This is a genomic window from Paenibacillus sp. CAU 1782, assembly GCF_054551715.1.
Genome location: NZ_JBTOLL010000003.1, coordinates 333,207 through 358,831, shown reverse-complemented (window position 1 = coordinate 358,831; position 25,625 = coordinate 333,207). Strand labels below are relative to the sequence as shown.

Annotated in this window: 22 protein-coding genes; 10 read left to right on the top strand and 12 right to left on the bottom strand. The window is 47.6% G+C overall.

What is annotated here, in order from left to right:
• Window positions 1–110: 110 nt before the first annotated feature.
• The 8 genes from ACX93W_RS12200 to ACX93W_RS12165 form a co-directional block, all read right to left on the bottom strand.
• Window positions 111–1,658 carry an FAD-dependent oxidoreductase gene (locus ACX93W_RS12200; protein WP_459392644.1) on the bottom strand — a complete coding sequence of 516 codons (1,548 nt, stop codon included), beginning with the start codon at window positions 1,656–1,658 and terminating at the stop codon, window positions 111–113.
• Between the two features lie 197 nt (window positions 1,659–1,855).
• On the bottom strand, window positions 1,856–2,761 hold the full coding sequence (locus ACX93W_RS12195; protein ID WP_459392643.1) for a sensor histidine kinase: 906 nt from the start codon (window positions 2,759–2,761) through the stop codon (window positions 1,856–1,858).
• 17 nt (window positions 2,762–2,778) lie between these two features.
• Window positions 2,779–3,531: an ABC transporter permease gene (locus tag ACX93W_RS12190; RefSeq protein WP_459392642.1), complete on the bottom strand. Its 753-nt coding sequence runs from the start codon at window positions 3,529–3,531 to the stop codon at window positions 2,779–2,781.
• A complete protein-coding gene (locus ACX93W_RS12185) occupies window positions 3,524–4,447 on the bottom strand; it encodes an ATP-binding cassette domain-containing protein (RefSeq protein ID WP_459392641.1) in 924 nt (307 codons plus the stop codon). The genes ACX93W_RS12190 and ACX93W_RS12185 overlap by 8 nt, the downstream gene beginning before the upstream one ends.
• Before the next feature lie 84 nt (window positions 4,448–4,531).
• Window positions 4,532–5,224: a response regulator transcription factor gene (locus ACX93W_RS12180; protein WP_459392640.1), complete on the bottom strand. Its 693-nt coding sequence runs from the start codon at window positions 5,222–5,224 to the stop codon at window positions 4,532–4,534.
• Between the two features lie 246 nt (window positions 5,225–5,470).
• The gene (locus tag ACX93W_RS12175; RefSeq protein ID WP_459392639.1) at window positions 5,471–7,711 is read right to left on the bottom strand and encodes an ABC transporter ATP-binding protein; all 2,241 of its coding nucleotides are present in this window, start codon (window positions 7,709–7,711) and stop codon (window positions 5,471–5,473) included.
• A gap of 19 nt (window positions 7,712–7,730) precedes the next feature.
• Entirely contained in the window at window positions 7,731–8,393 is a 663-nt protein-coding gene (locus ACX93W_RS12170; protein ID WP_459392638.1) for a DUF1854 domain-containing protein, read from the bottom strand.
• The gene (locus ACX93W_RS12165) at window positions 8,390–10,969 is read right to left on the bottom strand and encodes an ABC transporter ATP-binding protein (RefSeq protein ID WP_459392637.1); all 2,580 of its coding nucleotides are present in this window, start codon (window positions 10,967–10,969) and stop codon (window positions 8,390–8,392) included. Before ACX93W_RS12165 ends, ACX93W_RS12170 begins: the two co-directional genes overlap by 4 nt.
• Before the next feature lie 906 nt (window positions 10,970–11,875).
• Between ACX93W_RS12165 and ACX93W_RS12160 the strand changes: the two genes are divergently transcribed.
• The gene (locus ACX93W_RS12160; protein WP_459392636.1) at window positions 11,876–12,532 is read left to right on the top strand and encodes a transcriptional regulator; all 657 of its coding nucleotides are present in this window, start codon (window positions 11,876–11,878) and stop codon (window positions 12,530–12,532) included.
• 1,011 nt (window positions 12,533–13,543) lie between these two features.
• On the opposite strand, the gene ACX93W_RS12155 is transcribed toward ACX93W_RS12160, so the two are convergent.
• Together ACX93W_RS12155 and ACX93W_RS12150 are read right to left on the bottom strand one after the other, a co-directional pair.
• Window positions 13,544–16,018: an ABC transporter permease gene (locus ACX93W_RS12155; protein ID WP_459392635.1), complete on the bottom strand. Its 2,475-nt coding sequence runs from the start codon at window positions 16,016–16,018 to the stop codon at window positions 13,544–13,546.
• A complete protein-coding gene (locus ACX93W_RS12150; RefSeq protein ID WP_459392634.1) occupies window positions 16,015–16,716 on the bottom strand; it encodes an ABC transporter ATP-binding protein in 702 nt (233 codons plus the stop codon). Before ACX93W_RS12150 ends, ACX93W_RS12155 begins: the two co-directional genes overlap by 4 nt.
• A 189-nt stretch (window positions 16,717–16,905) precedes the next feature.
• On the opposite strand from ACX93W_RS12150, the gene ACX93W_RS12145 reads away from it, so the two are divergent.
• Window positions 16,906–17,475 (top strand): TetR/AcrR family transcriptional regulator, encoded by a 570-nt coding sequence (locus ACX93W_RS12145; RefSeq protein WP_459392633.1) that lies wholly within the window; start codon window positions 16,906–16,908, stop codon window positions 17,473–17,475.
• Between the two features lie 12 nt (window positions 17,476–17,487).
• Here ACX93W_RS12145 and ACX93W_RS12140 read toward each other — a convergent pair whose 3' ends face one another.
• On the bottom strand, window positions 17,488–17,859 hold the full coding sequence (locus ACX93W_RS12140) for an iron chaperone (protein WP_459392632.1): 372 nt from the start codon (window positions 17,857–17,859) through the stop codon (window positions 17,488–17,490).
• Window positions 17,860–18,087: 228 nt separating this feature from the next.
• Here ACX93W_RS12140 and ACX93W_RS12135 point away from each other — a divergent pair, with 228 nt between their 5' ends.
• From ACX93W_RS12135 to ACX93W_RS12100, 8 genes are all read left to right on the top strand, one after another.
• Window positions 18,088–18,723 carry a matrixin family metalloprotease gene (locus ACX93W_RS12135; protein ID WP_459392631.1) on the top strand — a complete coding sequence of 212 codons (636 nt, stop codon included), beginning with the start codon at window positions 18,088–18,090 and terminating at the stop codon, window positions 18,721–18,723.
• A gap of 9 nt (window positions 18,724–18,732) precedes the next feature.
• Window positions 18,733–19,614 (top strand): hypothetical protein, encoded by an 882-nt coding sequence (locus tag ACX93W_RS12130; protein ID WP_459392630.1) that lies wholly within the window; start codon window positions 18,733–18,735, stop codon window positions 19,612–19,614.
• A 215-nt stretch (window positions 19,615–19,829) separates the two neighbouring features.
• Window positions 19,830–20,684 carry an ABC transporter ATP-binding protein gene (locus tag ACX93W_RS12125; protein WP_459392629.1) on the top strand — a complete coding sequence of 285 codons (855 nt, stop codon included), beginning with the start codon at window positions 19,830–19,832 and terminating at the stop codon, window positions 20,682–20,684.
• The gene (locus tag ACX93W_RS12120; RefSeq protein WP_459392628.1) at window positions 20,677–21,330 is read left to right on the top strand and encodes an ABC-2 transporter permease; all 654 of its coding nucleotides are present in this window, start codon (window positions 20,677–20,679) and stop codon (window positions 21,328–21,330) included. Before ACX93W_RS12125 ends, ACX93W_RS12120 begins: the two co-directional genes overlap by 8 nt.
• Window positions 21,331–21,696 (top strand): GntR family transcriptional regulator, encoded by a 366-nt coding sequence (locus ACX93W_RS12115; RefSeq protein ID WP_459392627.1) that lies wholly within the window; start codon window positions 21,331–21,333, stop codon window positions 21,694–21,696.
• A gap of 142 nt (window positions 21,697–21,838) precedes the next feature.
• Window positions 21,839–22,414: a LysE family translocator gene (locus ACX93W_RS12110; protein ID WP_459392626.1), complete on the top strand. Its 576-nt coding sequence runs from the start codon at window positions 21,839–21,841 to the stop codon at window positions 22,412–22,414.
• A gap of 48 nt (window positions 22,415–22,462) precedes the next feature.
• Complete coding sequence (locus ACX93W_RS12105; RefSeq protein ID WP_459392625.1) at window positions 22,463–23,239, top strand: AraC family ligand binding domain-containing protein; 777 nt, start codon at window positions 22,463–22,465, stop codon at window positions 23,237–23,239.
• A 322-nt stretch (window positions 23,240–23,561) separates the two neighbouring features.
• Window positions 23,562–24,752: a serine hydrolase domain-containing protein gene (locus tag ACX93W_RS12100; RefSeq protein ID WP_459392624.1), complete on the top strand. Its 1,191-nt coding sequence runs from the start codon at window positions 23,562–23,564 to the stop codon at window positions 24,750–24,752.
• Between the two features lie 114 nt (window positions 24,753–24,866).
• On the opposite strand, the gene ACX93W_RS12095 is transcribed toward ACX93W_RS12100, so the two are convergent.
• Complete coding sequence (locus tag ACX93W_RS12095; RefSeq protein ID WP_459392623.1) at window positions 24,867–25,622, bottom strand: ABC transporter ATP-binding protein; 756 nt, start codon at window positions 25,620–25,622, stop codon at window positions 24,867–24,869.
• Window positions 25,623–25,625: the final 3 nt, after the last annotated feature.

The window sequence follows — 25,625 nt, the reverse complement described above, 5'->3', positions numbered from 1 at the left end:
CCGCTAAAGCTGGAATGGAGATGGCGAAACCCTCCACTTTTACGCCGGATGCGGAGATGGCCGATCCTTTTCACTTATAAGCCGGAAGCGCGGATGGCTAAACCTTCCGCTTAATAGCCGGAATTGGGGCTGATAAAGTTGTCCAGCATGTCATGGTGAAATTTCTGCAAGGGCTTTTCGGCGGGACCTTCAATTACTTCGCCCGTATAGGAGAATCTGGAGCCGTGGCATGGGCAATCCCATGTGCGGTCCCCGGCATTCCAGTTCACTTCGCAGCCAACATGCGTACAGGTTGTGTCCACCACATGCAAGGAGCCTTCCCTGTCTCTGTAGGCTCCTTTTCGTTCGCCATCGATGGTGACAACCGCTCCTTGATCATTGGACAAATCTTCGACCTCTTGATTCGGCATTTCCAGCTTTCCTTTGATCAAATGTTTGACCACATTTGCATTTTCGATCAAAAACTTCTTCAAGCTGGGGTCTGCATAAAACCGGGAAGGCGCGTATAACTCCTGATAGGGATTTCGTCGCTCCAAAACAAGATCCTTAAGCAGGTTTGCGGCAGCCGTTCCGTTCGTCATCCCCCATTTGCGGTATCCCGTCGCGATCAGAACCCGCGGTTCGGAAGCCGTGATCGTGCCAACGTATGGCAGCTTGTCCAGCGTAATCAAATCCTGGGTCGACCAACGATATAAGATCCGCTCCACTCCCAGCACATCCCGGCCAAAGGTCTCCAGCGCTTCGTAATGAAGGCGGGTATCCTTGCCTTGTCCCGCTTTATGACTCTCTCCCCCGATCAGCACGACTTGTTCACCATCCAGCAAAGCGGAACGAAGGGAACGTGCCGGTTGATCGACGCTTAAATACATGCCTCCGGGATATTTTGTTTTCGTTTTGCAGGCAAGAGCATAGGAGCGGTCCGCATGCAGCCGAGCTGAATACAGTCCTGTTCCTTCATAAAAGGGGAAATGCGAGCAGGCAATCACATAATCCCCCGTCACCCGTGACCCGTTCACGGTATGTACCGTTCTCTTCCCCCCATCCCCTTTAATGTTTACTGCCGTTGTGTTCTCATAGATGACACCGCCGGCATCCGTAATGGCCTGAACCAAGCGGGACAAATATTTCAGCGGGTGGAATTGCGCCTGCTTGTTCATTTTCAAAGCGCCCGATACTTGTATGTCAAAAGGAATCTCCTTCACCAGCTCGCCGTCGATGCTCAGCTTCTCATAAGCGGCAAGCTCCTTCCGCAGTTTAGCTAGCGACTGCTCCGTGGAGGCATACAAATAAGCGTCCTGCATCTCATAGTCGCAGCTGATCCCATGCTCGTCTATCGCTCTTCTAATCAACCCCATGGCGTCACGGGCCGCTTCATAATAAAGTCTGGCCGCGCTTCTCCCAAAATGGCTAATAAATTCGTCATAGATCAAGTCATGCTGGGCCGTAATTTTGGCAGTCGTATGTCCGGTCGTGCCATTCAGGAGTTTATCCGCTTCCAGCAGGGCAACCTTCAAGCCTTCCTTAACCAGCAAATATGCCGCGGTAATTCCCGAAATGCCGCCGCCAACGATAACCATATCGACATCCTGATCGCCCTTTAACGCAGGAAAACTCTGCAACTTTACTTCATCCCGCCACAGGGGTTCTAGCTTTGTCATTGTAGATCCCTCTTTTCTTTCCCATTTCTTTTCCTAATTCTATTTCTATGGATATCTACATGATTATCTCTTTTGGGGGATTTAAAACGTTGCGTTTATACGTAACGAAAAAGAGCCGGCTCCCGCGTTTTGCGGAATCCGGCAGTCTAACATCTATTTAAGTTCAACTAATGATTACTTTCAGGAGTTCACCGCGTTTAATCCGGGAGCTTCCATCTGCAAATCATCATCAGCTGTTTCCCCTCAAGCTTCGCTGTCAGCGTGCCGCCCATCTTACTCATCAGACCTCTGGCGATTGAAAGACCCAGCCCCGACGTTTGAGCAGATCGTGCCCGGTCAGCTGTATAGAAACGGTCGAATAGAAGGTTGACATTATTTCCATCCAACCCTTCCGCTTCGTTCACGATTTTCAGCTCGGCCTCGCCGTTTAGCCTTTGAAAATGGATCTCTATCTCCCCGCTACCATATTTAACCGTATTGAGCAGCAAGTTTTCCATTACTCTGCGTATCGCAGACTCATCGCCGAAAACAATCAATTTCTCCTCCGTCAGCCGGAGAACAGGCATCATGCCGCTTTCGTTGAACGTATCGTAAAAGCTAAATAGGACATCGGAGATCAGTCCCGTCAGATCCAGCTTTTCGACTTTGAGATAATCGTCCGGCGATTCAATGAGCGCCAGTTCAAAAAAGTCGTTCAGCAGCGCTTGCAGCCGTTTGGTCCGATTTTTCACAATGGCTACGTATTCCCGCTTTTCCTCCGGCGTTCCGGCATCGCCCTCCAGTAATTGAATATAGCCCAAAATAGAAGTCAACGGCGTGCGAATGTCATGGGACATATTAGCGGATGCCGAGCGAAACTCTTGCTGCGTTCGTTCCTTCAATGCTTTTGCTTCAATAATTAATTGAGACTGGGCATTAATTTGCTCAGCCAGCCCCTCCAGCTTTCCATCAAACAACGCGACATCTATTTTTTTGCCGTTTTCTCCCCGATTATAGAGCTTTAACTGCTCCGTCATCCGTCCCAGCTCCCGCCGAAGCATCAGCAAGCGGACTAGCAGGAGAGCCGTTGCCCCGGCCAAAATAAGGGTTATGATAAGCAGCAACGCTCCCCCTCCGTCCTTTATTTAATATCTTTTTTCCGAAACACCAGATTGCCCAGAAAACCGGATACAACAATGGTTGCCAGCGGCACAAGCAGGAGCGCAAGCCATTCGCCGCTTTCCACATCAAGCAGAGGGATATCGCCAAAGAGCTTGAAGATGGAATATTGATAGATCGTTTCTACAAAAGCAACCTTTGAGCCTATGCCTGCCAACGCCACATCAATTCCCAGAAAAAACAGGACTGAAACGCCGATCGTTTTACCGCCGTCCGTCATAAGAACGGCAAATAAAGCTCCAATCGCCGCAAATGCCGACGTATACAGAAGCGTAAGCGTCAATATACGCAACAGGTAAAATAGGTCGCTGCCCCCCGGCAATTGACCAAAGCCCGACAATAAGCTTACTTCAACCGTGCTGACAATCGGGAACGTTATGGACAATGCCATTGCTCCGACCGAAAACATGATCAGCTTTGCGCTATACAACCGCCCTCTGGTATTGCCGGACGATGCGATCGTCTTCATGACGCCGGTAGCATATTCGTTGGAAATAAAAAAGCCGGCCAATACCGCAACACCGATTTTGATAGCGTAGGCATTGCTGGGCAAAAAGGCGAGTAGAAATTCGACGCCTGTATATCCTGGCCCCTCGCTGTCAAAATAATAAAGCAGCGGATACGCAAGCGACAAAATGGCCAGAATTGCCAGCATTGTCCAAAAGGAACGGTTTTTACGAAGCTTGAACCATTCCACCATGATCAGGTTATACATGACGCTGACCCCCGATCACACTGGTAAAATAGCTCTCCAGATCCTCGCCAGCCGGCAGAAACTTTTCCACTTGAAGCCCTGCCTTGAACAGAGCCGATGAGATTTGGCTCGGCTTCTCAAAGCGGCCGTACAGCTTGATGGAGCCGTCCTGCATCACCTCGAAATCCGCCGTTCCCAGTTCGGTTTGAATGACGGTTGCCGCTTTGCCTGGATCATCTACGCCAATATGAACATACTTCTGGCATTTGTCCCCCAGCTCTGCTGCGGTCAGCTGCTCCAGCAATTGTCCGCGGTGAATAATGCCGAAGTGGCTGGCCATTAGATGCAGCTCGCTCAGAATGTGGCTGGAAATCATAATCGTAATGCCGAGCTCGCGGTTTAGCGTTTTGAGCAGCTCGCGCATTTCGATAACGCCCATAGGGTCAAGTCCGTTGGTTGGTTCGTCCAAAATAATAAATTCCGGATCGCCCAGCAGCGCAATGGCAAGACCCAGCCGCTGCTTCATGCCTAACGAGAAGTTTTTTGCTTTTTTACTGCCTGTCTCGTTTAAGCCGACCTGCTTCAACATACGTGCGACACTGTCCTTGCCGGGAATGCCACGCAATATGCGGTTGGCCTCCACATTTTCGCTTGCCGTCATATTCGGGAAAAGTGCAGGACTTTCAATAACGGAGCCGATTCGTTTGCGCGCTTTAGTCAATTCCTTTTCTCCATATTCGCCAAATAGCTGAATCGCCCCTCCTGTAGGAAAAGCCAATCCCGTTACAAGCCGGATCAATGTTGATTTGCCCGCTCCGTTTTGTCCAATGAAACCGTAGATAGCGCCTTTGGGTATGGAAAGATTGACGTTGCTCAGCACTTTGGTATCTTTGAAGCTCTTGCATAATTGATAGGTTTTCAAAACATATTCTTCCATCTTTTATCTTGGCCTCCTTCTTGTGATAGACCAAGTATAGAAATGAAACCATAAGAGGTTCTAAAGTCAATACTTAAGAATGTATTAAGGCTTAAGCCGGTACCCCATGCCCCATACTGTCTCGATAAATTCGCTTCCCGGGGCCGCCTTGGCCAGCTTGCCTCGCAAATTGCTCATATGTACGTTAATAATATTATCGTCGCCGTAGAAGGCTTCGCCCCATACCTGCTCGTACAGATTGGACTTGGTGAACACCTTCTTGGGGGCGGATAACAATAACCGCAAAATCTCAAATTCTCTTGCTGTCAGATTGGGCTCATATTCGCCAATCTTCACCGTCATGGCTTCCTGATCCAGCGCAAGCCCTTTATGCTCCATGATTTTGGGCAACACGTGCTGCCCGATGCGCGCATACAGGCGCAGCTGGGTATCGATTCGCGCAGACACTTCCTCGATATCAAACGGTTTTGTAATGTAATCATTGGCTCCGCCGCGCAGGACGGATACCTTCGTTTGCGGTTCGCCTTTGGCCGATATAATAATGACCGGCATATCACTGCGATCTTCTATGTGCTGCAGCAGCTCCTCGCCCGACATACCGGGCAGCATCAGGTCCAGCAGCAGCAAGCTCCATTTGTGCTGCTCCAGGTAGAGCAGCGCCTCCGTTCCCGAGAAAGCGGGCTGGGGAATGTAGCCGCTGTTCCTGATGATGCTGCACAAAAGCCGGCTGATGTCGCTATCATCCTCGGCAACAAGAATATGGATGGGATTGTTCATGGCTTCTCCTTTTGACTGGGTGGTACTGTATAAGTTCAACTAAAGATTTCAGAAAGGGCGGCCACCGCATGAAAGACCCTTCCGAGCATATGCTTCCGAAGAACGTTTTCTGACGAAAACGTGTGGCTATTGATCCCAGATTCCTGTTAATTGAAGGTTAACTGTTGGAATCCGGGAACAAAAGCAAACGCTTAGAAGGCTCTGAAAGAACGTTGATTTGTAAGCATACCTTTATATCTTCTTATTTTAATATACTTCGGAAGCAGTTGGTAGTTTTGGAGAGTTCTGCTCGTTCTTGATCCGCGACGACATTTCCCGCTGGGCATGAATGAGCTTGTAATAGATGCCACGCTTTTGGATCAGCTCGGCATGAGAGCCTATTTCGGCAATCCGGCCCTTTTCCAGCACGATCAGGCGGTCGGCGTTCCGCAGAGTGGACAGTCGATGCGCGATCGCTACAGTGGTTCGGCCGTGCGCCACCCGCTGAAGCGCCTCCTGTATCGCGGATTCCGTCTCGATATCAAGCGAAGCTGTCGCTTCGTCCAGGATGAGCAGCCGGGGATCACCCAGCACCGCCCTCGCAATCGCCAGCCGCTGGCGCTCTCCGCCGGAAAGATTGCTTCCGTTCTCGTCAAGCATCGTATCATAGCCATCGGGCTGCGCGATAATGTAGTCATGCGCATTTGCGATTCGCGCCGCTTGAATCACTTCTTCATTGCTCGCATCCGGCTTGGCATAACGGATATTGTTCATAATGGTCCCGCTGAAGAGAAACGTCTCCTGCAGCACAACGCCGATTTGCGAACGAAGCTCCGCCTGCTCAATATCCCGGATATCAACCCCGTCAATCATCACGCTTCCTTCATCAACATCGTAAAATCGCGACAGCAGATTGATCAGCGTTGATTTGCCAGAGCCGGAATGCCCGACCAGACCAATCATCTCGCCGGGCTTTATTTCAACATTAATATCCCTCAACACGGCCTCATACGACTTGTAGCCAAAATAAACCCCTTGAAACCGGATATGGCCTTTTATGTTATGTTTAACCGGCTGATGAGACTCCTCGACCTCCGGCCGTTCGTCAATGACCGAAAAGATCCGTTCGATGGAAACAAACGCGTTGGCCATCCATCTAGGCATAAACATGAGCCAGGATATAGGCCCAAAAATCATGGAGGCATAAGCGCTGAACTGAATGAGCTCCCCAATGCTCATCTCGCTGCGCAGGATCAAATTGCATCCGATCAGCAGCACGAAATATTGGCCAAGCTGGATCAAATAGTTGGTAATGGGAGACAGGATGCTGAACAGCTTTTCGCTTTTTATCGCCGCAGCGGCAAAATCTGCATTATGGGAACGAAATCGCCGGATTTCACGTTCTTCCTTGCCAAACGCTTTTACAACCCGAATGCCGCTTAATACATCATGCAGGAACGAATTGGCTCTGTCCTGAACTCGCCATTGCTTGTGAAAAAGCCTGTTCAGAACATGCTTCCAAATGTATCGATGCAAAATAGCGACAAGCGGCGCGGGCAGCAGCACCACAATAGCAAGCCGCCAATCCGCCATAAACAGCAGCGTGCTGGCCGAAACCAGCATAATAAACTGGAATACCGCCGTTGTGCACAGCTCCTGAATCATTTGGCGAATCCGCTCCGTATCGGACGTAATCCGGTTCATCATATCCCCTGCGCGCTGCGAGGTCATGAAACCAAGCGAAAGGCTCTGCGTTTTGTCATACACCAGCTTTCGCAGATCAGCCGAGATGCCGGAGCTAATGCCGGCCATCATCCGGTTACGGCCGATGCCAAGCAGCTCCCCAATCAGCAGGCATCCCACCATTCCGGCAATGGCAACCGCAAATAACGTGGTATTTGACTCTCCTCCAACCGGCTGAAGGGCCCCGTTAATAAGCAATTTTTGAAAATACGGCCCCAACAGCGCCAGCCCCGAAGATGCCGCCAAAATCGCAAGAACCAGCAAAAAGCTCTTCCAATGCGCACGCGATACGGCGAACAATCGTTTGAAGGCTGCTCCTTTATTCATGCAGCGCGGACAAACGCGCGTGCCCGGAATAAGCGAGCTGTTGCAGGTTCGGCAGGACGTTTCCTCTTCCTTATTGTAAATTCGCACTTTCCGTCCGTCGGCTTTGTCGTTCAACACTTGCGACAGATAGCCGTATCTGGCGGCATGCTCCATCGTTGACCGGGCCAAAATGGTTTTGACTCCGTGTTGCTCGCACTCCAATATGACATTGCCGATCAGCGGAACCATCTTGTAGTCCGAGCCTTCCGCAATTTCGCCGCTGCTGCCCACTTCACCATTTTCGACATACGCCCAGCGATCCCGTCCTACAATGAACCATCCGCTCATGCGCCTGCCCAGCAGAGACAAGTTAGCGGGGATACAATATTGGATTTCTTCGCCGACAGCGCTTTGTCCCGCTTCCCGATCATGTTGGGGCAAACTGTATTGCAAATTCATCGTACTGTTTCACTCCCCGCTACATATGCAATTCGATCATCTTGAATTCTTTGTCCGACAAAGCCGTATAATCCGGAATGATAAAACGGTTGCCGTCTACGTCCGTAATAAGCAAACGAACCGGGGTTACGAGCTTGATCTGGCCAACGCCTCCGCGAACGGTAAAGCGGCATATTCCCGAGTCCGTCTCCGTTTCCCAATAGGAATAGCCGAACTCTTCCTTTACCTTTATCAGCCGCGTAATCTGCGGTGCAAAATACCGAATTTGCAGCTGCTGCCGCAGCAATTCCGCCGTTGCCGTATCAACATCATCCAGGTTGCGCACCATGCCGATTTCTTTGTTTTCATGGGTGCGGATAGACAAGTATTCGGTCTGGTTGCTATGGGGAAAGGAGCTATGAACATAAACGCCGGAATGCTCGCTCTCGCCCACTTTTACCGCAAGCATTCCGCCTTCCGTGGTATAAAAGGAGGCATTTTCACGGTTCAAAAAAGAAATCCCCGCCGCATCCGCAAGCTCGTTAAGCCCGGACCCTTCATGAGTAACCCCGCTCTGCGTCTTGGTTGATTCCCTCGGCTCACTTGAACCATTTTGCTCATTAAATGTTTGTTGTTCATTGGAGCCTTGTTTTTCATTGGAGCTTTGTTGTTCATTCGATATTTGCTGTTCATTTGAAGTCACGCGATAATCACCTCGTTCATTTTTAATGCCTCATCATGCTTCTTGACCAGACCGGCATAAGCGCCGTCCTTCTCCAGAAGAGCCGAATGCGTGCCCTCCTCTACAATGCGCCCGTCCTCCACTACCACGAGATAGTCGGCGTTTCGCAGCGTCGATAACCGATGGGCAATCGCGATGGTTGTCCGTCCCCGGATAAGCTTCTCCAGCGCCTCCTGAATTTTGAGCTCCGTCTCGGTATCCAGCGAAGCCGTTGCTTCGTCGAGAATAAGCAGCCGGGGATTGTATAGAACCGCCCGTGCAATGGACAATCGCTGCTTCTCGCCGCCGGACAAATCATAACCACCCGTCCCGACGATGGTGTCGTAGCCATCAGGCAGCTTTTCGATAAAGTCATGCGCCCCCGCGATTTTGGAGGCATAGATGATTTCCTCCATGCGGCAGTCGGGATTAACATAGGCGATATTTTCAGCGATGCTTCCCGAAAATACGTAGATTTCCTGCGATACAATGCCGATATGATTGCGCAGAGAGGCGGACGACAAATCCTTGACGTCAATGCCGCCAAACCGGACGGCCCCTTCATTCACTTCATACAGCCGGGATATTACATTAACCAGCGTCGATTTCCCGGCGCCGGAGTGGCCAACTACACCCAGCATTTCTCCTTCTTTCACTTTCAGATTGATGCCCTTGAGAATCGGCTTGTTGGGCTCGTAGCCAAAGGTTACATTGTCCAGCTCGATATCACCCTTCAGCTTCGAAAGATGAATGGCATCCTTCTTGTCTTCGATCTCCGGCACGGCGTCCTGAATTTCGAAAATGCGCTGCGCGGCCGACATGCAATACGACCACCAGCTCACAATATTGTTCATAAACTCGATGGGTCCATAAAGCATATACATATAATGGACAAAAGTAAGCAATAGCCCAAACGCCATTTCGCCCCGCAGAATCATCCAGCCGCCAAACGCCCAGATCATCATGCCGCCGAGCTGCGTCAGCACATTCAGCACCGGAAATACGGTGCCGCTCAATTTGCTGTAGCGCTGCTCCGCTCCGGAATAATTTTGATTGGCGTAGTGGAAACGTTCCATCTCCTTTTGCTCCATGCCAAACGCCTTGACGACGCGTGTTCCCCGAATGGAATCGCTGATCAGCGAATTGAGCGATGCTACTCGCCGGTGGCTGCGCCACGACATCCGCCAAAGCTTCGGAAACGCGCTGCGCACCAGCAGGATGACCACCGGAAGGGGCAAAAAGCAAAGCAGCGTCAGCTTCCAGTCGAGCATTAGCAAGATGACGGCGATGCCGATTATATTCATGGCGTTAACAATGAAATACGATAAGCCGTCGATAAAAAAGGCCTGCAAATCGCCGGAATCGTTGTTGACCCGAGTCATCAAATGTCCGGTTTGCCTCCGTTGAAAAAAGCTGAGCGACAACCGCTGCATGGATGAAAATATTGCGGACTTCAAATCAAACACGACGTTTACCGCCATCCTTGCGTTCATGACTCCATAGAGAATGCCGAACAGCAAAGAAAGCGAGCGAAAAAGAATAATAAGTCCAATAACCAGGCCGATTTGCCCGGCAAAATTGCCTTTTCCAGCCAACGCCTGATCAAACAGCACCGTACCCATCAAGTAAGGAATAATAAGCGAGCAGACCGCATTAAGCAGCATCAGAAAAATAACGATGGCGACCGTTTTTTTATACGGTACGGCAAACTTCAACAGTCTCACAAAAACAGCTGACCGTTTCATGCATTTCGGGCATATGCGCCGCCCCGGCTCCGGATAAATCATGCCGCAGGAAGGGCAGCTTTCCTCGGCATCATCGTGCGTCAGCAGGTCCTCTTCAATGGATTCGCCGTTTTTCACTTTTTGCAACAGTTTGACCAGCAGCGATGCACGGCTCATCAAGCCGTTTGTAAACGCGGCTATGGCCCGGTCCTCCTTGCCTTTGGCAACAATCATCCCGGATGCAACCAGATTGACGATAGAGAGTCCTTCCAACTCCTCCATTGGAATATGCTCAATACACCAGTCATTGGATGAATCTTTATCGGCTGATTGATTATTGCCGGATTGGACGCCGGCTTTGTACCCAACGGAAGTCCGGCTCCCGGACGTTTCGTCTACGGCTTGCTGCTCATGGTATGGCTGGCTCGCAGATGTCCGGTCCTCGGCAAGCTTCTCATGAGAAGACCGACTCGCAGATGTCTGGTCCTCGGCATGCTGCTCATTGGATTGCCGACCCGCGGACATCTTGTCTCCTGTTTGCTTCATATGAGAAGAACGGCTGTTGGAGGTTCGCTCGTCGCTGATCCCCTTGCCGCCCTTGGGCAGCGGCCATTTGAGCCTTCTTTTACCCTGCTTTACCGGAAAGCCGCAGAAACGTTTTTCGCCTGTCGGCTCCAGTTGACAGTACGCGATAGACAACCCTTTTTTGCTGAGAACAAGCAGTGTATCTCCAAAACCGCCTTCAATAGTACGGTCGCATAAAAGCTCATATATAATTTCTTCTTGGGGTATTCCCATTGTCATGAGCAAATGCGATTTGTTGCCTGACTGCACAATTATCAACTCCAATCCCAATAAAAATCTCTATCCCTGGATTTTCCGCTATATGTATTCGCTTTCAAACCCCAAAATCGCCAATGAAAATAAAAACCGCCAATGAAAATAAAAGACGCCTACTGTATTTCACGCAAGCGACGTCCCATAATTTTCACTTTAACATTCCATTTTTCAAATAAATAGTCCAAAATTAAGTATATGCAAAAATTACCACGAATCAAGACAATTCCGAGCTGCGAAAATGCGGTATGACCAGCATATCGCTCTCTTATGAAGTTAACAACGGGATGATTCATAGATAAAGACCCGCCAAACTATAGATTCGTCGATTCATCATCTATCAGGGCTACATATAGAAATCATCATATAGCAAGGCTACATATAGAATCATCATATAGCAAGGCACATGTAGAATCATCATATAGCAAGGCTACATATAGAATCATCATATAGCAAGGCTACATATAGAATCATCATATAGCAAGGCTACATATAGAATCATCATATAGCAAGGCACATGTAGAATCATCATATAGCAAGGCACATGTAGAATCATCATATACCAGCGCCACAATATGCCTATGACGCAAGTCACGTACACCCCATCTAAATGCATGGATAGACTTAACGAAAAAACTGAACTATAATATACGCATAGTTATGTAATTGGCGTGAAGCACATGCCGCTTTGAATCAAGATAGCCTGAATGACAGGTTCTTGGTCAAAGCGGCTTTTTTGTTGCCTGCTTGCTTGCCTCCTTGTTTCTTGTTTCTTGTTTCTTGTTTTTTGTTTTTTGTTTCTTGTTTCTTGTTTCTTGCTTCCTACTTCTTTCTTTCATTGAATAATCGATTTTTGTTGAAAATCGCTTTGTTGACTCATCGTATTGAAAGGATGACTGGTTTATGAAAAACTTTGATGCAGTAATGGATGACTGGCTGATGAAGCAGCTAACCGAAGAAAAGAACAAGCGGAGACACGAACTGCTTGAGAAAGGGCTGGGTCACGGGACAAAAGAATTTCTAAAATCCATTTGGTACCCCGCAGTCGGCAATCTGGACCATCTCTATCCGGAATGGGAAATGCGGGATTTTAGCAACAAGTTTAGATATTTGGATCTGGCCTATATGCCCGGCAATGCAAAAGCGTGCATTGAGATCCACGGCTACAAATCGCATGCCCGGGATATTGAGGCTTGGCGATTTAAAGATTTATGCATGAAACAAGCCTACTTAACATTAGATGGATGGATGTTTCTTCCTATTGCATACCTCTCAATTGTAGATGAGCCGGAAGTTTGCAAACAATTAGTACTCTCCTTTATCGGCAAGTTTACATCAATACCTGCAAACCCATCACTTGACTGGGCCGAAAATGAGATTTTACGTTATGCCCGAGGAATCATGCGGCCATTTAATTGTGGAGAAGTCGCATTGCATTTGCAGCGTTCCGGCAGACAGACCAGACGAATTTTGGACAAACTGGTTTCCAATCATTTGCTAGCCGTAATCGATGACAAAAGACGTTATCGTCAATACCAGCTTAATAACCACTTGGTGTAAGGTGAGCCTTGTTCACCGAGGTAAATTACCGCTAATCCACACATCATTCTTTGTTTTTCATTCTATCAACAGGATTAGTTGAGTAGTTGTCGGGCTAACGGTCATCTTTGACCATTAGAACACCTTTTTACGCAATATTCAAAATCTAACGGTCACGCATGGCCGTAAGAAGCTAAAAAGGAGGCAATTTGCATCAAAAAACCGCTCTACTGGACACAAATGACCGTTAAAACTCATCAACATGCTAATTTTGCGCTCTAACGGCCATCGATGACCATTAGAAAATATCGAACTTTATCACCCACCAGTTGTGCTATTCAAAATGGTGACCGGAGATTTCCTATTGAGTTACCTCGGCATAAGTGAGCAACGTCAGTTAGACTCAGTTACCTCCGCATGAGAGAGCAACGCCAGTTAGACTCAGTTACCTCCGCATGAGAGAGCAACGCCAGTTAGACTCAGTTACCTCCGCATGAGAGAGCAACGCCAGTTAGACTCAGTTACCTCGGCTGAGGGAGCAGCGCCGATCGAGCGTAGTTACCTCTACATGAGGGAGCAACGCCAGTTAGACTCAGTTACCTCGGCATGAGAGAGCAACGCCAGTTAGACTCAGTTACCTCCGCATGAGAGAGCAACGCCAGTTAGACTCAGTTACCTCGGCTGAGGGAACAGCGCCGATCGAGCGTAGTTACCTCGGTATGAGAGAGCAACGCTAGTTAGACTCAGTTACCTCGGCATGAGAGAGCAACGCCAGTCAAGCGGAATTATCTCTGCACAAAAGAGGAGGCTCGTGGCACTCAAGCGCAACGAGCCTCCTCCATAGTTACATTCTGTTGAACTCTCCTGCATCCTCCCTGCGTCTCGCCCAATTCCAGCACCTGCATCCTCCCTGCGTCTCGCCAAATTCCTGCAGCTGCATCCTGCTTGCATCTCACATATCCCTGCGCCCGTCTCCTACCAGCTTCTTGCCCGATCCCTACGCCTGCATCCTGCCAATCCCCTGACTCCCGTCTATTCCACCGACTTCAGCGATTCGATCATGTTGATGGCGCGGAGTTTGTAGTATGTAATCAGCTGCATGATGGTTGAAAAAATCACGGTCAGCACAGCCGCAAGAACAAAACTGAGCCATTTGATCTTCTTGAACAGGATCATAGCGGATTGGTCGCTGATGACGTCAACGATGTAGCTGTGGATGAAAATGCCCAAAACCAGTCCCGCTCCGATGCTGATTAACGTAAGAATCGTCGCTTCGCGATAAATGTAACCGTTAGTTTCCCGGTCGTATAAGCCAAGTACCTTTAATGTAGCGATTTCGCGCGTCCGTTCGCTAATGGTAATGGAGGTCAGGTTGTAAATGATAATAAACGCCAGCAGCGAAGCCACAAAAATAATGAGCACAATGACGCCGTTTAAGCTTTTGTTATTATCCAGCGCTTTACCCAAAATATCGTCGGTAAAGCTTACGTTCAGTACCAAACCTCTTTCGAGCAGCCTTACCGCCAAAGCCGTTTGATCCCCGGCAAATCGGGAGACAAATGCATTGAATTCGACTTCCTTTTGGAAAATCTCTTCATGCTGCTCCTTGCTCATAAACAGATAATGTCCGGCATAATTTTCAGCAATGTCTGCGATTTGAAGAGCGAAAACATTGTTTTCTCGATCTTTGATCTCGATGGTATCTCCGATGCCGGCGTTCCAGATAGCTGCTATTTTGCTTGTAACGATAACTCCTTCATCCTTGATGCCAGATGTTGTTCCCTTGCCGCCAAGCGTTATTTCATTGCCATCGACAGCACTCTTCAATGAATAATAATCCGGGAACAGGTTTTCATCCTCCGGCACGATGGAGTAAACCTCAAGTGAACGCTCCGGCGTTTGCGACTTGTACGCCGTTTGCTTGATCAATAAAGGGTCGATAATTCCTTCCCATTCCAGCGCTTGCTCCAGTTGGGCGTCGATGGTCTTTGTTTCCTGCTTTAAGATCCCCATATCGCTGTATCTAAAAATCTCGCCGTATTGTTTCTCTACTACCCCGTTCATGCTGTCGCGCAGCCCAAAGCCAACCAGCAGAAGCGCTGTGCAGCCCGCAACGCCAACAATGGTCATCAGCCCTCTTTTTTTATAGCGGAACAGATTGCGGACGGTGATTTTCCAATTAAAAGAGAACCGGGACCATAAATAACCGATCCGTTCCAGCAAAATGCGTTGCCCTTTTTCCTGAACGACGGGACGCATCAGTGCCGCCGGCCTCAGCTTCAGCGCTTTGGAGCAGGCAGTCAATGTGACAGCCGTCATCACGACCAGAGCTAGGGCCAAAATAACGAAAAACATCACCCAGTTATACCGGGTCTCAAGCGAAGGCAGCACAAACGTAAAATTATCATAAACAAGCGGCGGTATAAAGCGGCAGCCCGCCAAAAAACCAACCGTTGCGCCGATGCCCGAAGCCGACAACACATAAAATAGATACGTCGCCGCCACGCTGCCGCTGCTAAAGCCAAGCGAAACAAGCGTGCCAAGCTCCCCCCGCTCCTCCGTGATCATCCGGGCCATTGAATTGGATGTCATCAGCATTGCGATCAGAACAAAGAAAAACGGAAAAACAGCCGCCACCGAATCGATAACTTCAATGCTGGAGCCTAAATCGTTATAACCAACCACGGCTTCCCGGTCCATAACAGTCCAGCTCGGATATGGCATTTCGACCAAAAACTCGTCCGCCATTTCCTGGGGAATATCTCCCGGAAGAGCTGCCTTCATTTCCTCATACCGAGCCTCTTCCCGCTCCCCCTTGATGGAGATAATCCCGTCAAAAATCGAAGCAATAAGCCCTTCATACGTGGAGGAATATGCCGTAGCATCGCTGTCCTTGGAGGCAACAAGGTAAACCTCAGTATAGGCATCCAGCAAAAAATTGTCCCCATCTACAAAAAGATAGGAGGCCAGTTTGCCATCTCCGATCAAACTGCTGCCGTAATCCTCCGATACATAAAGCGCTGAATCACTTGTGCCAACCACGGTAAACGAAGTCTGCTTCAGCTTTCCTTCAACATCGCTGATGATGGAGACTTCATCGCCGACGCGGTACACCCGGCTATCGCCAACAGCCTCGTTATCGCCTTCCGGCAGCCGGCCCTGGATCAACGATATGTTATTGACCTCCGTCTCGATAGCATGAATTCGAATGGCCTTGTCGCGGTCAAGCACGTCGAGGGAATAACTTGGCACAACGGCTTGTACATTTTCCAAGCCAGCTAAAGCCTCAACATCATTGTCACTTAATCCTGCCGTACTGTATATTTTCAAATCCATGATTTGTTGGGAATTGAAATATTGATCCGCAACGTCGCGTATGCTCGGCGCGCTGGACTGAATGCCGGCAAAAAAACCAACGCCCACCATCACGATCATCAAAATGGAGAAATACCGGCCAAACGATTTTTTAATTTTGATCACCGTATTTTTAAATAACAAACCGGTCACCACGCAATCTCGTCGGCTTGTTTCGGATTTTCATTAATCGTCATTTTGCTGACTTTGCCGTTTTTCATCACAATGACTCTGTCCGCCACCTCTGCAATAACGGCGTTGTGCGTAATCAGCACCGTCGTCATCCCCATCTCGCGGCAGTTTTTTTGGAGCAACGCAATAATCTTTTGGCCCGTTACGCTATCCAGCGCTCCGGTCGGTTCATCGCATAACAAAAGCTTGGGATTTTTGGCAATAGCTCTGGCGATCGCAACGCGTTGCTGCTCGCCACCCGATAGCTGGGAAGGAAAATTGTTTAAACGGTCTTCCAGTCCCACCTGCGTCAACACCGTTTTGGGATCCAGCGAATCGGGGCAGATCTGGCAGGCAAGCTCCACGTTTTCAAGCGCCGTCAGGTTTCCGACCAGATTGTAGAATTGGAATACAAAACCGATGTCCCACCTCCGGTATCGGACAAGCTCTCTTTTGCCATATTGGTCAATGTTGTCTCCGCCTACCGTAATGCTGCCGCTGCTAGGGCTGTCCATGCCGCCAAGCAAATTAAGAACGGTTGTTTTGCCTGCGCCTGACGGTCCAAGAATGACGGTCAGTTCGCCTTTGGCCAGTTGGAACGAACAATCTTCTACCGCTACAATGGAAACATCGCCTTGCTTAAATTCCTTGCGTACTTTTTGAAACGTGATAAAAGACATGCTCAAACCTCCATACTTATTCCCATTATGTAATTAAACATCATGTTGATTATCTAACTCTTGTCTATCATAATAGGCACATAGGTTGAAAACAATCAGCAGATCAACGTGATTTGACACTTGCCCAACAGATTTCGGCAATGTGTTGGAAAAGATCTATTTTTAACCCTTGGAATGGAGTTGTTGCAGGTGAAAAAGCAGGACAGACGCATCAAATATACCAAAATGATGATTCGGGAAAGCTTTATCCGATTTCTAAAGGAAAAACCCATCTCCAAAATTACGGTCAAGGAAATTTGTTTAGCCGCGGACATTAATCGCGCTACTTTCTATTCCCACTATACCGATCAATACGACTTGCTCCATCAAATTGAGGAGGAGGTAATCACTGATATTACCCATTATTTGCAGGAATTTCATTTTGAAGACATTGAACAGATCGTATCCGCAGGCGTTGAACGCATTTTGGACTACATCGGGAAAAACGCCGAATTGTTTGATCTTTTGCTCAACATCCATGGCAATTTAAAATTTCAGCAGGATGTCGTCAAGCTGATTGGCGTACAGCACTTTATCCCCGTCCCGGACGGCAATTCCAATGATCCCTATCATGCGGAATATCTGTTTCATTTTCTCGCAAGCGGCGCAATCGGCCTCATTCAGCTATGGCTTAAAGACGGCATGAAAAAGCCCGCCAAGGAATTGGCGGACCTCATTTTGAAAGCGGCCCTCAACGGGCGAAACGCTTTTATGATATAACATCCCATCTGTTTATTTTCGCCAAAAAGTTGCGCAATCCGCCTTGTCTTCGATATTAAACTGGATCAGCTTCTGGAGCAGGTCAAAATCCATCGGGCGATTCCATTTAAAGCGAATCAACAAAGCCGTATGATCATGGCCGGCATCCTTGATTTCACCTAAAAACCGATCCATGCCGGCTTTTTCAGGGGCAACGGCCATATGTTTCGCGGCAACGCTAAATCCGATTATGTAGGTGTCATGATGGGTAAACATAGGTTGATTCCATCCTATTTTAGGCGCTAACTCCGGAAAACGCTCACCCACCCAGGCCAATACTTCCTCCATTTGGGCCCGATGCACCGGGTTATCAATTTTTTCCAAATACTCTTCAAACGTCTCCATCTTTGCCCTCCTGAACAACAGAATGCTTTTCTACAGCCTTGTACTTCTGAAAGTATACTATCGGCAGAGCTTTTCCACAACAAAATAATTAAATTATTCCATTTAAGGTAATTTGATGTTATTATATCATTTGAAAGATTTTGGAATTTCAAAAAAAGAGGAGGTGCAGCCTCTCCGTTTTTGGTCCATAAGTTTGTGCATGAATATACTGAAAGGAGTCGTCTGTTCATGAAAAAGAAGCTCTATATCCTTATTCTCTGCACTTTTTTGTTGCCGCTTACACCTGTTTACGCCGTACCAAATTTAGGAACTCTCAGCTATTGGCACGCCCACCAGGATGGTTCTGAATACGGGGCTATAGCCAGATGGCTAAATGCGCCTAACACCAAACATTATTATTTAAGCGGTTTTTCCAGCAATACAGCATTTTTAAGTCACGTTAACTTTGCCCGTAATGCTTGGCGGGGTGCCGGAATTTCCATAAACAGCACATCTTCTGATACGACAGCCAATTTTAAAATTTATGGAGGAAATCTGGCGGATATCTCTAACTACCAGGCAGGCTTGACGCCAAGCCATCATGGTTATTGCAATTTTAATGATTCAACTTTGGAAGGCATTTGGACATATGGCACCAAACAGAAATATGGCTTGCTCCAGAATAGCACAAATGTATACATTATTTATAAGGGAAATCTGGGCGACCAGCATTACAACAACATTACCCTTCACGAAATGGCCCATGGGTTAGGCTGGAGAGCCCATTCCACTAACTCCTCTGACGTCATGTACGGCTTTACCAATCTAAGTCCTACAACGTTAACAACAAGGGACAAGGAGCATATCAAGCAAATTTATCCTTAAATCGAGGGAGTGATTGGATTGAAACGTACTATTTTGGACTTAAAGCAGCTGGCGACCCCAATCATTATGGCGGTTTTGTTAGTGTTTTCATTAGCCGCCTGCAGCAGCAATACTGATGATATCTTACCAGTGGACGAGGATCACGCATCAAGTATGGACAGCGATATTGTAACAATGACAGATTGGACCTCAGCTGCCGACCATATTATTGTCGCTACGCAAGCAGGAGGGGAAGAATATGAAAATGGATCTCCCAAATATGCCCTCGAAGTCGAGCAAGAGCTCAAGGGTACGCTGCCCAGCAATCAAATAAATGTGTATTCACTACAGGGACTGCCTCAGGATTATAAAAGATTTGTTTTGTTTCTGTACAGCAATGATTCCGAATACTACGATACAGTAACCTATAATGTTATTCATTCTGTCAATGCCTTGGAGGGCGATGAGCTAAAAACAGGACCTTATAAGGGACAGTCATTAAAAAAGCTGTTGAAGGACATCGACAGTTCGCCTGGCTTGCAAAAAAACAGCATGAACAAACATGAAGTTACGGAGCAATATGACAGCATAGAAGAGCTTATTGAAGCTTCGGACTATATCCTTCATATTGTGCCAAAGGAGCTTCGCTTCCAGAACAACACCATCGCCGAATACACCGTGGATCTTGTTACTCTCTATAAAGGCGATGAACGAATTAAGGCAAAAGAAAGCCTGGTCTTGCCAAAGGAAGCGGAGGCCGATAAGGAGTATCTGATCTTTTATCGACTCCGGGATCAAATGGATCAAAGCGACAACCCGTCTATCACACTGACGGCTCGCCAAGGCAGCTTTATACCAAAGAGCGATGAAAAGGCCTGGCAAGGGGCTATTGATTTACTTCAGCAACCTTAAACAAAGTATCTATCAAACAGGGTTTGTTTTGTTGAACACCAACAAAGCATACCCTGTTTTTTTGTGGAAGAACCCTCCGTCCTGCAGCGATTCATCTCGGTTAAGGCCACGCACTGATTTCTGGTTTGAGCATTAAAAATAAAAAATTGACATCAAATCGCACTGGTGATATATTGTGCATATACAACATACACAATTTTGGACGGAGGAATCATATGCTGGCTTTAGAGATAAAAAATTTAAATAAAACCTATCCTCATTTCCAACTAAAAGACGTTTCGTTTCAACTGGAAAAGGGTTATATAATGGGATTTATCGGATCTAACGGCGCGGGAAAAACAACAACCATCAAATCCATTTTGAATTTGGTCCGTGTAGATAGCGGTGAAATTCATGTACTCGGCAAGGAGCTAATCACCAACGAAATCGAATTGAAGCAGGAGATTGGTTCTGCATTTGGGGACATGGATTTTTATACGCGGAGCAAAATCAAGACATTAACAAATGTCATCAAGCCATTTTATCGCAACTGGGATGATGAGGCCTACTACAGCTATTTGAAACGGTTTAACCTGAATGAAAACAAAAAAATAGCCGAGCTGTCCACCGGCATGAAGGTAAAATATAGATTGGCTCTTGCTCTCTCGCACGGCGCCAAGCTGCTCATCCTGGATGAGCCAACCAGCGGACTTGACCCCGTTGCCAGAGATCAAATGCTGGATATTTTCCAGGAGCTTGTACAGGATGGAGAAATCAGCATCCTCTTCTCTACCCACATCACTTCCGACCTGGAAAAATGCGCGGATTATATTACGTACATTAATAACGGCCGAATCGTGCACAGCTCCGAGAAAGAACAGTTTATTGACCACTACCGTCTGGTTAACGGAAGCGCACATCAATTGGACGCCGTCAAGGATCGGTTAATATCGTTCAAAACCAATTCCTTTGGTTTTACCGGCTTGATTCATACCGGCGATTTCGATCCTTCTCTTGGCTTAAAATCCGGCATACCTACTCTCGAGGACATTATGGTTTATGTCTCAAAAAAGGAGAACAAACATGAATAACCTGCTTCTAAAAGAATTAAAACTTGGCGTTAATCCTTTCTTTTATATGCTGCCCTTGTTGACGGGCGCCTTAACACTTATTCCCAGCTGGCTTTATTTCTTTGTCACGCTTTATTTTTGCTTCATAACCGTTCCCAATATGTATGCCGGTTATAAAAGCCAAAACGATCTGATCTTTACAAGCATATTGCCTGTCACAAAAAACAATATCGTCAAAGCAAAGATTGCCGTAGTTGTTATTTTGGAGCTGCTGCATGTGGGAATAGCCATGATTTACGGCTTAATCAGTTCTTATTTATACCCCAATATCACCTATTACTTTTTCAAACCAACTTTAGGTTTCTGGGGACTCACCTTTGTTATGCTTGCCATTTTTAATATCCTTTTCTTCACGATCTATTACAAAACGGCGTATAAATATGGCGTAGCTGCGATAGTTTCCATTACAGCTGCTATTTTGTTTGCCGGCGGCGCGGAATGGCTTGGAATCCAGAATTCAACCGTTTTTGATCTCTTTAAAGGAAGCGGAGCCGAAAATGTGGCCATTCAGTTATCGATTCTGATTGGAGGCATCCTCCTGTTTGCGCTGGCTACTATTATCGCTTATTATATTTCCATCAAAAGGTTTGAGAAAGTGGAATTATAAATGAACATTGCGATTTCGAACTCATCCGATAAACCGATTTACCAGCAGCTTTTTGAACAGATCAGCGCTCAAATTCTAAAGGGAGAATTGGCAAGCGGATATAACTTGCCGCCGATTCGCCAGGCGGCAACCGAGCTTCGCGTCAGCATCATCACAGTTAAAAAAGCGTGGGAAGAGCTGGAACGGCTAGGGCTGATCGATACGGTGACCGGCAAAGGCTGCTTTGTTGTTGAACTCACTCCAGACGAAAAGCTTCAAATGCGCAATGATTTGCTCCGTCAGCAGATGGTCGTCGACGCCGCTTATTACAAGTCGTTTGGGCTAACTCTGGAAGAAGCTTACGAGCTTTTAAAGGAGATTTATTGATTGAGGTTTTGTTGTCTATCAAAGCAGAAGCCTCTCGCCCCCTTCCAGGGTGGATAGAGAGGCTTTTGTGCTGCAATAATGTACTATATGGCATTCAGCAAAGAGATGTAGGATATGAGAAGAGCTTGAAGGGAGCCTTCTTATGGACCATACCTCTTTTTTGATTTATTGCATGATTACGACACTCACGCCCGGACCAACCAATATCGTCATTTTGTCCACGGCACATAAATTCGGAGCCAGGCAAGCGATGTCCTACACGTTTGGAGCAACAATCGGCATCGGCTTATTGCTGGCCCTTTCCGCTGCATTAAATACGGCGCTTATTACGGTAATCCCGAAGTTGATGATTATGATGCAGATCGTAGGCAGCCTTTATATGTTCTATCTGGCGTACCAGCTCTACAAAACGGACAAATCAAGCCCCGAAACCAATCAGTCGGGCACCTTCCTGTCGGGGTTTGCCATGCAGTTCCTCAATCCGAAGGTACTGCTGTTTACGCTAACCGTTATTCCGACTTTCGTCATGCCCTATTATAATGAAGTTTCTGCCATCTCCATCAGCATTTTTGTTATCACGTTAATCGGATTTTTGGCCTTTGCCACCTGGGTTGTTTTTGGTACGATGTTTAAGACGTTTTTGCAGCGGCATTTTAAAACCGTAAATATATTGATGGCTTTATTTTTGGCTTATGCAGCCGTTATGATATGGATATAAGGAGTCAGAGCGTGTTTGCAAACACGCTCTGGCGCAGAGGGGTTAGACATGGACAAATTTATATACAAACGATCCGCGGGCATTACGGCTTTGTCCGCCAGCATGACCGATTTTAAATATAAAAAGCACGCGCACAAGGAATATGCAATCGGCGTTACGCTGCGCGGCATTCAGCATTACAACCTTGAAGGCAGCTTGCAGTTATCCTATCAAAACGGAGTTATGTTGTTTAATCCGGAGCAAACCCATGACGGAATGGCGCATGACAAATCGGGACTTGATTACGTGATGCTGTATATCGATCCCGATATGTTGGGCGAAATTACCGAAAAAAGAGAAACTGTTCGTTTTTCGACTCCCATTGTGTACGACTATGGCCTTGAGCAACGGATACTCAATCTTGCTCATTCCATCCTGCATAATAAGGATGAGGCGTTAAGCATCGAATTGCTTCTCTCTCTGACGGACCGTCTTGTCCAAAACAATCTATCGACCGATAACAAAAAGGATAACGCCCTGATTAAAAGAGCAAAAGAAATCGTACACGCCAATCTAAGGGGCGTGCTGAAGCTGGACGATATTTGCGAGGAAATCCAGCTGTCAAAATTTCAGTTTATCCGGTTGTTCAAGGCGCATATGGGCATCTCGCCTTACCAATATTATTTAAACTGCAAAATCGAACATGCCAAAAAGCTCATCGAGCATCAGCGGGATGTCTATTCCGCCGTCGCCGATTGCGGCTTTGTTGATTTAACCCACCTCAACAAACATTTCAAAAGCATTTATGGAGCAACAGCTCATGAATACTTGTCTCATATTACGTGATGATATATAAGTTCAACTAAAAACCGGCATTAGCAGGCCAAAGTGAGGATGGTTCTGGAGAAGCGAAGCGCTCGCTTGTGTTTCTGGATTTCTACATTATACCTATACAATCAAGAAATCTAGAAACAACTGCGATCGGAAGAACCTTCCTCACGGAGGCCTTGCCCCTTGCCAACATTATTTAGTTGAACTTATATAGATTCAGTAAAAAATAAGTCTAATAGAAAATTCCTTTCCATTTTACAGAGTCTGGAAATATAATAGAGGAGAGTTGCGACGTCTCGTGACCGGCAAATCTATTTATTGAAAGGCGGAATCCACGTTGTTATACGCTCCAGGACAAGTTGATTGTTTACCGGAAGAGGTCGGATACGATGCTTCCCGAATTGAAGTATTGCACGCCCATTTCCAGAAACTGATGGACCAGAAAAAAATTCAAGCGGCATCCTACAGTATTTCCCGGTACGGCAAAACATTCCTTCATGGCGCAGTTGGCCCCCTTTCCTTCCGTGGCGGCAACGAGCCGCTGCTGCCGACTAGCGCTCATCGCGTTGCTTCCATCACTAAAGTTATCGTTACTGTGGCAATCGCCAAGCTGGTTGAAGACGGCGTTCTCCGTCTGGACAATCCGGTTGGCCTCTTTTTGCCGCAGCTTAACGCCGACCCTTTTAACAAAATCGATATTTACAGCCTGCTTACTCATACCTCCGGCCTGCATCCCGATTGTGCAAGCAGCCTTATTCCCCACCATCAATCTTATTGGGAGCGGATAGGCAACTATTTTGAAACCTACGATCCGGCGGACGGTGAACTCGACTGGATATCCCCCGCGTTGGGCGGCGGCCTAAGCAAAAAGGTTGGCGAGGAGTGGCAATATTGCTCTTTTGGCTTTTGTCTGCTGGGTGAAATCATTAAGAAAGTTACCGGCGTCAGCGCGGAGCAATACATCGAGGAGCAAATCCTTCAACCACTGGGCATGGTGGACAGCATGTTTCAGCTGACACCGGATTTAGCCAGCCGATTTGTTATTCGCAGCGAACGGCAGGAACAGAGGTTGAATGACCTGATTGCGGGCCGAGAGGCTGAGGTTTCGCCCGTTGAAAAGCTTTGGAGCAACATCCCTTCTACCGGCGGAGGCTTATCGTCTACCCCTGCCGACCTGATCCGGTTCGCCAATATGATGCTGGGTATGGGAATGCTGGGAGAAACGCGGATTTTGGGGCGCAAAACGGTTGAAAAGTTTACCACTCGCGCATTATACGATACGCCTGACTATTGCTGGGGCAGCAACAACCCCGACAGAAGCTACGGCATAGGATTTGATATGCGCAGAGGCTCCGCTTTCCTCTATTCGCCTACGACTTACAGCCATGAAGGCGCGGGGGCCTGCTCCATGATTATCGACCCTACCGAGCAGCTGGCTGCGGTCTGGTTTGTGCCGTTTATGGATGATAACTGGCATGATGAAGCCATCTTTAATGTAACCAATATTATTTGGTCAGGCTTGAAATAGCCGGACTGGCGTTTTTACCGTCTGGCAGGGGTTTCCCCAGACTAGCGTTTTCATCATATAACAGGAGCTCCCCCGAACTGGCGGTTATACCGTCTGTCCGGGGGAGCTCCTGTTTTAAATCCCGATCTCGCGCATTTTTGCGGTAACGGCCTCCATTCGTTCCTCCAGCCGTTCGCCTTTGAATTTGTGCAGCATCATTTCGCTAGCGATTTTTCCATCCAGCATAAACAGGATACGTTCCGTTTTTGCCGCCACGACAGCATCGTGTGTCACCAGCAATATTGCCGTGCCGTCTCTATTAATGTCCGCCAGGATATCCATAATTTCCGCTGCGGTTTTAGAGTTAAGCGCTCCTGTCGGCTCGTCGCCAAAAATAATGTTGGGATCGCCCATTAATGCCCTGCATATGCCTGCCCGCTGAAGCTGTCCTCCCGAAACCTGCGTAAGATCGCGGTCCTCCAGCCCTTCAATGCCCACTTTTTTCATCAAACCTTTTGCCTTTTCCGTTAACTTAGCCGTATTTTTGGCATTATCCCGGACAGACGGTAAAATGATGTTATCCAAAATATTCAAATTTGAAAGCAATGCGGCTTTCTGAAAAACAAATCCCATTCCCGTCCGCCGCAAATCAGCCAGCTCATTGTCCTTCAGCAGGGATAAATCCTTTCCGCCAAACGCCACTTTGCCGCCGTCGGCGCCGTCCATGCCGCTTAACACAAACAGCAGCGTTGATTTGCCCGAACCGGACGGCCCCATGACCGAAACAAACTCCCCTTCGCCAATCTCTACGGATACATCGTCAAGAACATTTCGTTTTTCATTGCCTTCGCCAAAGGCTTTTACAAGATGACGGCCCTCTATGATTTTCATATT

What these genes read in the sequence shown, in the direction of transcription:
- ACX93W_RS12200 (WP_459392644.1), bottom strand. Translation starts at nt 1,658, where the DNA reads ATGACAAAGCTAGAACCCCTGTGGCGGGATGAAGTAAAGTTGCAGAGT.
- ACX93W_RS12190 (WP_459392642.1), bottom strand. Translation starts at nt 3,531, where the DNA reads ATGTATAACCTGATCATGGTGGAATGGTTCAAGCTTCGTAAAAACCGT.
- ACX93W_RS12185 (WP_459392641.1), bottom strand. Translation starts at nt 4,447, where the DNA reads ATGGAAGAATATGTTTTGAAAACCTATCAATTATGCAAGAGCTTCAAA.
- ACX93W_RS12180 (WP_459392640.1), bottom strand. Translation starts at nt 5,224, where the DNA reads ATGAACAATCCCATCCATATTCTTGTTGCCGAGGATGATAGCGACATC.
- ACX93W_RS12175 (WP_459392639.1), bottom strand. Translation starts at nt 7,711, where the DNA reads ATGAATTTGCAATACAGTTTGCCCCAACATGATCGGGAAGCGGGACAA.
- ACX93W_RS12160 (WP_459392636.1), top strand. Translation starts at nt 11,876, where the DNA reads ATGAAAAACTTTGATGCAGTAATGGATGACTGGCTGATGAAGCAGCTA.
- ACX93W_RS12150 (WP_459392634.1), bottom strand. Translation starts at nt 16,716, where the DNA reads ATGTCTTTTATCACGTTTCAAAAAGTACGCAAGGAATTTAAGCAAGGC.
- ACX93W_RS12140 (WP_459392632.1), bottom strand. Translation starts at nt 17,859, where the DNA reads ATGGAGACGTTTGAAGAGTATTTGGAAAAAATTGATAACCCGGTGCAT.
- ACX93W_RS12135 (WP_459392631.1), top strand. Translation starts at nt 18,088, where the DNA reads ATGAAAAAGAAGCTCTATATCCTTATTCTCTGCACTTTTTTGTTGCCG.
- ACX93W_RS12125 (WP_459392629.1), top strand. Translation starts at nt 19,830, where the DNA reads ATGCTGGCTTTAGAGATAAAAAATTTAAATAAAACCTATCCTCATTTC.
- ACX93W_RS12120 (WP_459392628.1), top strand. Translation starts at nt 20,677, where the DNA reads ATGAATAACCTGCTTCTAAAAGAATTAAAACTTGGCGTTAATCCTTTC.
- ACX93W_RS12115 (WP_459392627.1), top strand. Translation starts at nt 21,331, where the DNA reads ATGAACATTGCGATTTCGAACTCATCCGATAAACCGATTTACCAGCAG.
- ACX93W_RS12110 (WP_459392626.1), top strand. Translation starts at nt 21,839, where the DNA reads ATGGACCATACCTCTTTTTTGATTTATTGCATGATTACGACACTCACG.
- ACX93W_RS12105 (WP_459392625.1), top strand. Translation starts at nt 22,463, where the DNA reads ATGGACAAATTTATATACAAACGATCCGCGGGCATTACGGCTTTGTCC.
- ACX93W_RS12095 (WP_459392623.1), bottom strand. Translation starts at nt 25,622, where the DNA reads ATGAAAATCATAGAGGGCCGTCATCTTGTAAAAGCCTTTGGCGAAGGC.